Source organism: Comamonas sp. CMM02, from assembly GCF_014851485.1.
GTDB lineage: Bacteria > Pseudomonadota > Gammaproteobacteria > Burkholderiales > Burkholderiaceae_C > Comamonas > Comamonas avium.
Genome location: NZ_JACUZW010000015.1, coordinates 1 through 429, shown reverse-complemented (window position 1 = coordinate 429; position 429 = coordinate 1). Strand labels below are relative to the sequence as shown.

The following is a 429-nucleotide window of genomic DNA, read 5'->3' as shown; positions in this document are numbered from 1 at the left end:
GCAATGGCGAAGTCAATGAAAAGGCCAATGCCGTTCTCGAGTTCTTCGCAGGCGTTTCGGCAAGCGGTCTAGATCCGGCCGACTACATCATTTCCGCTCCCGCCAGTGACGTTACCGCCAGCATCAGCGAAACGCCAGCAACTGTGCCAGAAGAGCCAGTCCAGCAGCAGGTGAGCGGCACCAACGACGCTTACCAGCGCGCATTGATGCAATTTGAACTGTCGCTGTCGGCAAAGGTCCTGACCTATGTGCAGGACAATATGCGTGGGCGCGTCGATCCGAACGAACTGTCCGGCTATCATGATTTCAAGCGCAAGACCGTCAATCTTACGCCGGTTCTGAAGCTGTCGCGCCTCAGCACCGATATTACGGCCTATCTGCGCAGACGCGAACCATCAAACCCGGAATACCTGTCGCTGAAGGCGGAAC

At 56.6% G+C, this 429-nt stretch carries 1 protein-coding gene; it reads left to right on the top strand.

Annotated features, from left to right (window positions below; all coding sequences use genetic code 11):
- The coding region (locus IB213_RS17915; protein ID WP_225561188.1) for a hypothetical protein at positions 1–429 on the top strand (429 nt) is incomplete at both ends.